Source organism: Actinacidiphila glaucinigra, from assembly GCF_900188405.1.
Taxonomy (GTDB): Bacteria; Actinomycetota; Actinomycetes; order Streptomycetales; family Streptomycetaceae; genus Actinacidiphila; species Actinacidiphila glaucinigra.
The window spans coordinates 1-4944 of record NZ_FZOF01000073.1; the positions used below are offsets into that span (position 1 = coordinate 1).

Consider the following 4944-nt stretch of genomic DNA (forward strand, 5'->3'; position numbering starts at 1 on the left):
GGCCCTGGGTCACCCGCTGCTGGGCGCGACCGTGGCGCTCGCCGACTCCGACGGCTTCCTCTTCACGGGCCGTCTCTCCCTCGACACGCACCCCTGGCTCGCCGACCACGCCGTCATGGGCACCGTCCTGCTTCCCGGCGCGGCCTTTGTGGAGTTGGCCGTTCGTGCCGGTGACCAGGTCGGTTGTGACGTGCTGGAGGAACTCACCCTCCAGGCCCCGCTCGTTCTCCCCGAGCGCGGCGGCGTGCAGGTGCAGATCCACGTGGCCGCGCCCGACGCGGACGGCACAGGTCGTCGCACGTTCACGCTCTCCTCCCGCGCCGAGGACAGCGCCGCCGATGTGCCGTGGGTGCGGCACGCCGACGGCGTCCTCGCCCAAGGCGCCGGACAGCCGGACTTCGAGCTCACCCAGTGGCCCCCGGCGGGAGCCGAGGCCGTCCCGACGGAGGACCTCTACGCGGAGCTCTCTGCGCTCGGCATGGCCTACGGCTCCGCCTTCCGTGGACTGACCGCCGCGTGGCGGCGCGGGGAGAGCGTCTACGTCGAGGTCGCGCTGCCCGAGGGGCACACCGCTGCCGCACGGGACTTCGGCCTGCACCCCGCCCTGCTCGACGCGGCCCTGCACGCGCTCGCCCTCGGCGGGCTGGGCGGAAACGACGGCGAGGGACGGCTGCCGTTCTCCTGGACCGGGGTGACGCTGCACGCCGCGGGCGCCGAGGCCCTGCGCGTCCACGTCGCGCGAACGGGGGCGGACGACGTGCGCCTGGAGATCGCCGACACCACCGGCGCACCCGTCGCCACCGTGGACGCCCTCGCACTGCGCACGGTCTCCGCCGAGCAGGTACGGGCCGCGCGGACCGCGTACCACGACGCGGTGTTCCGCACGGAGTGGACGCCCCTGCCGGGCACCCCCGGCACCGCCCCCGCACAGCGGCGTTGGGCCGTCGTCGGCGGGGCCGCCGCAATCGCGTCACTGCCGGGAGCGCTGACCAGCGAGGTCGGCGTCCACGCCGACCTGGCCGCACTCGCGGCGGCCGTCGAGGCCGGGGCGCCCGTGCCGGACGCCGTGGTCGTCGGGTACGGCCCGGCGGAGGAGCTGTCGGCCCAGGCCGTGCACGCCGCCGCGCACGACGCCCTCGCCCTCGCCCAGGCGTGGTGCGCCGACGAGCTCTTCGCGGGTGAGGCCTTCGCCGGCTGCCGGCTGGTCGTCGTCACCCAGGGCGCGGTCACCACCGGCGCCGACACCGGGATCACCGACCCCGCGCACGCCGCCGCACTGGGCCTGCTGCACTCCGTGCAGTCCGAGTACCCCGACCGGCTGCTGCTCGTCGACACCGACGGACGCGAGGACTCCGCCCGCGCCCTGCCGTACGCCCTCGCCGCGGACGAGCCCCGACTCGCCGTGCGCGCCGGCGCTTCGCACGCCCCCCGGCTCGTCCGCGTCGCCCGGCAGGACGACGACGCCGACGTCACCTCCTACGCGCCCGACAAGACCGTACTGATCACCGGGGCGGGCGGCATGCTCGGCGGTCTCGTCGCCCGCCGCCTCGTCACCGGGCACGGCGTACGCCACCTGCTGCTCGTGGGACGCCGGGGCGGCACGACCCCGGACGCCGAGCGACTGCGCGCCGAACTGACCGCGGCGGGCGCCACGGTGACGTGGGCGGCCTGCGACGTCGCCGACCGCGAAGCCCTCGCCGACGTCCTGCGCGGCATCCCGGACGCGCACCCGCTCGGCGCGATCGTCCACACCGCGGGCGCGCTCGACGACGGCGTCCTCACGTCCCTCACCCCGGAACGGCTCTCCGCGGTCCTGCGCCCCAAGGCCGACGCGGCGCTCAACCTGCACGACCTCACCCGGGACCTCGACCTCTCGGCCTTCGTCCTCTTCTCCTCCATCGGCGGCGTCTTCGGCGGCGCCGGGCAGGGCAACTACGCGGCCGCCAACGTCTTCCTGGACGCCCTCGCCCACCACCGGCGGTCCCAGGGCCTCGCCGCCACCTCCATGGCGTGGGCCCTGTGGGCCGGCGGAGGGGACGCGACGGGCGGCCCGGGCATGGCCGGCGGCCTCGACGAGGCCGACATCAGCCGCATGCGGCGCGCGGGCCTGCCCCCGCTGACCACGGCGGAAGGCCTGGAGCTCTTCGACCTCGCCCACCGCGTCGGTGAGGCGGCACCCGTCCTGATGCGTGCGGACACCGCGGCGCTGCGCACCCAGGCCCAGACCGGCTCCCTGTCACCGCTGCTGCGTGGTCTGGTCGGGGCTCCCACTCGCCGTGCCGTGGCCGCCACGGGCGCGGAAGGAGAGGCCGGGTTCCGGGAGCGTCTCGCCGGGCTCGCCCCCGCCGAACGTGACCGCGCCCTGCTGGATCTGGTCCGCAAGCAGGTCGCCACCGCGCTCGGCTACCCCGGACCGGCCTCCGTCGAGCCCGGGCGCTCGTTCAAGGAGCTGGGCTTCGACTCCCTGACCGCTGTCGAGCTGCGCAACCTGCTCGGTGCCGCAACCGGCAAGCGCCTGCCCGCCACGCTCGTCTTCGACTACCCGACGGCCACCGCGCTCGCCGGATACCTGCGCGAAGAACTCGTCGGCGACCTGACGGACGGGGACGCGGCCCGGGCGGGGACCGCCCTCGCGCCGACCGGACCGCGAACGGTCCACGCGGACGACGACCCCATCGCGATCGTCGCGATGAGCTGCCGCTTCCCCGGCGGCGTCACGTCCCCCGAAGACCTCTGGCAGCTCCTGGCCGCCGGACGCGACGGCATCACCGGCTTCCCCGCCGACCGCGGCTGGGACCTCGACCACCTCTACAGCGACGACCCCGACAGCGAGGGCACCAGCTACGCCCGCGAGGGCGGCTTCCTCCACGACGCCGCCGACTTCGACGCCGACTTCTTCGGCGTCTCGCCGCGTGAGGCGCTGGCCATGGACCCGCAGCAGCGCCTGCTGCTGGAGACCACCTGGGAGACGTTCGAACGCGCCGGGATCGACCCCACCACGCTGCGGGGCAGCCGCACCGGCGTGTTCGTCGGCTCCAACGCCCAGGACTACCTGCACCTGTGGCTCGAAGACGCCGACGGCCTCGAAGGCCACCTGGGCACCGGCAATGCGGCCAGCGTCGTCTCCGGCCGCATCGCCTACACCTTCGGGCTCGAGGGCCCGGCCGTCACCATCGACACCGCCTGCTCGTCGTCCCTGGTCACCCTGCACCTGGCAGCGCAGGCGCTGCGCCGCGGCGACTGCTCGATGGCTCTCGCCGGCGCCGTCACCATCATGTCCACCCCTGGCGCGTTTACCGAGTTCAGCCGCCAGCGCGGCCTGGCCGCGGACGGCCGCATCAAGGCGTTCGCCGCGTCGGCGGACGGGACGAGCTGGTCCGAGGGCGTCGCGCTGCTTCTTGTCGAGCGACTCTCGGACGCCCGAGCCAACGGCCACCCGGTGCTGGCGGTCGTGCGCGGTTCTGCCGTCAACCAGGACGGCGCGAGCAACGGCCTGACCGCCCCGAACGGCCCCTCCCAGCAGCGTGTCATCCGGGAAGCCCTCGCCGACGCCGGCCTGTCGGCCACGGACGTCGACGCGGTCGAGGCCCACGGCACGGGCACCACCCTGGGCGACCCCATCGAGGCGCAGGCACTCCTCGCCACCTACGGCCAGGGCCGATCCGCCGACCGCCCGGTGTGGCTCGGCTCCGTCAAGTCGAACATCGGACACACCCAGGCCGTCGCCGGTGCCGCCGGTGTCATCAAGATGGTCATGGCGATGCGGCACGGCCTGCTGCCGCGGACCCTGCACGTGGACGAGCCGACCCCGTACGTCGACTGGTCGGCGGGAGACATCTCCCTGCTGACCGAGGCCGTCGAGTGGCCCGACACCGGCCGCCCGCGCCGCGCCGGCGTCTCCTCCTTCGGCTACAGCGGCACCAACGCCCACGCGATCATCGAGCAGGCCCCCGACAGCGTCGTGCCCGCCCCGGAGGGGCCGGCCCGCGACCTGCCCGTCGTACCCTGGCCGGTCTCCGCCCGCACGGCGACCGCACTGCAGGCCCAGGCGGAGCGCCTGCACCAGGCTGCCGCCGGCAGCGAGGCCACGCGTGGCATCGACCTCGCCTACTCCCTCGCGACCAGCCGCGCCGCCCTGGAACACCGGGCGGTTCTCGTCGCACCGGACCCGGCCGCCCAGCTCGACGCCCTCGCCGCCCTGGCCCGCGGAGAGCACGCACCCGGCCTGGTGCGGGGTGCCGTGAGCACCGGCGCGCTCGCCTTCCTGTTCACGGGGCAGGGGAGTCAGCGACTGGGGATGGGGCGGGAGTTGTATGCCGCCTATCCGGTGTTCGCCGAGGCGTTGGACGCTGTGGGCGAGCGGCTTGGGCTGGGTGTGCTGTTCGGTGATGACGCGGAGGCGTTGGATCGCACGGAGTTCGCGCAGCCGGCGTTGTTCGCGGTGGAGGTGGCGCTGTTCCGGCTGCTGGAGAGCTGGGGCGTGCGGCCGGACTTCGTGTCGGGTCACTCCGTGGGTGAGATCGCGGCCGCGCATGTGGCGGGGGTGTTGTCCCTGGAGGATGCGTGCACGCTGGTTGCGGCGCGTGGTCGGTTGATGCAGGCGCTGCCGACGGCTGGCGTGATGATCGCGCTGCAGGCGTCGGAGGACGAGGTTCTGCCGCTGCTGAATGATCGCGTGAGCGTCGCGGCTGTGAACGGTCCGGAGTCGGTCGTCATCGCGGGTGACGAGGATGCCGCGGTCGCGATCGTGGAGGCCTTCGCGGACCGGAAGTCAAAGCGGCTGACGGTCAGTCACGCTTTCCACTCGCCGCACATGGACGGGATGCTGGCGGACTTCCGTGAGGTGGTGGCGGGGCTGTCGTTCGAGGCCCCGCGTATCCCGGTCGTGTCGAACCTGACGGGCGCCGTCGTCGCAGATGACATGGGCTCGCCCGAGTTCTGGGT

At 74.4% G+C, this 4944-nt stretch carries 1 protein-coding gene; it reads left to right on the forward strand.

Translation table 11 applies throughout. The features are described 5' to 3' along the window. Positions 1 to 4944: type I polyketide synthase (locus CHF15_RS43695; protein WP_143681804.1), on the forward strand; the 4944-nt coding region annotated here is incomplete at both ends.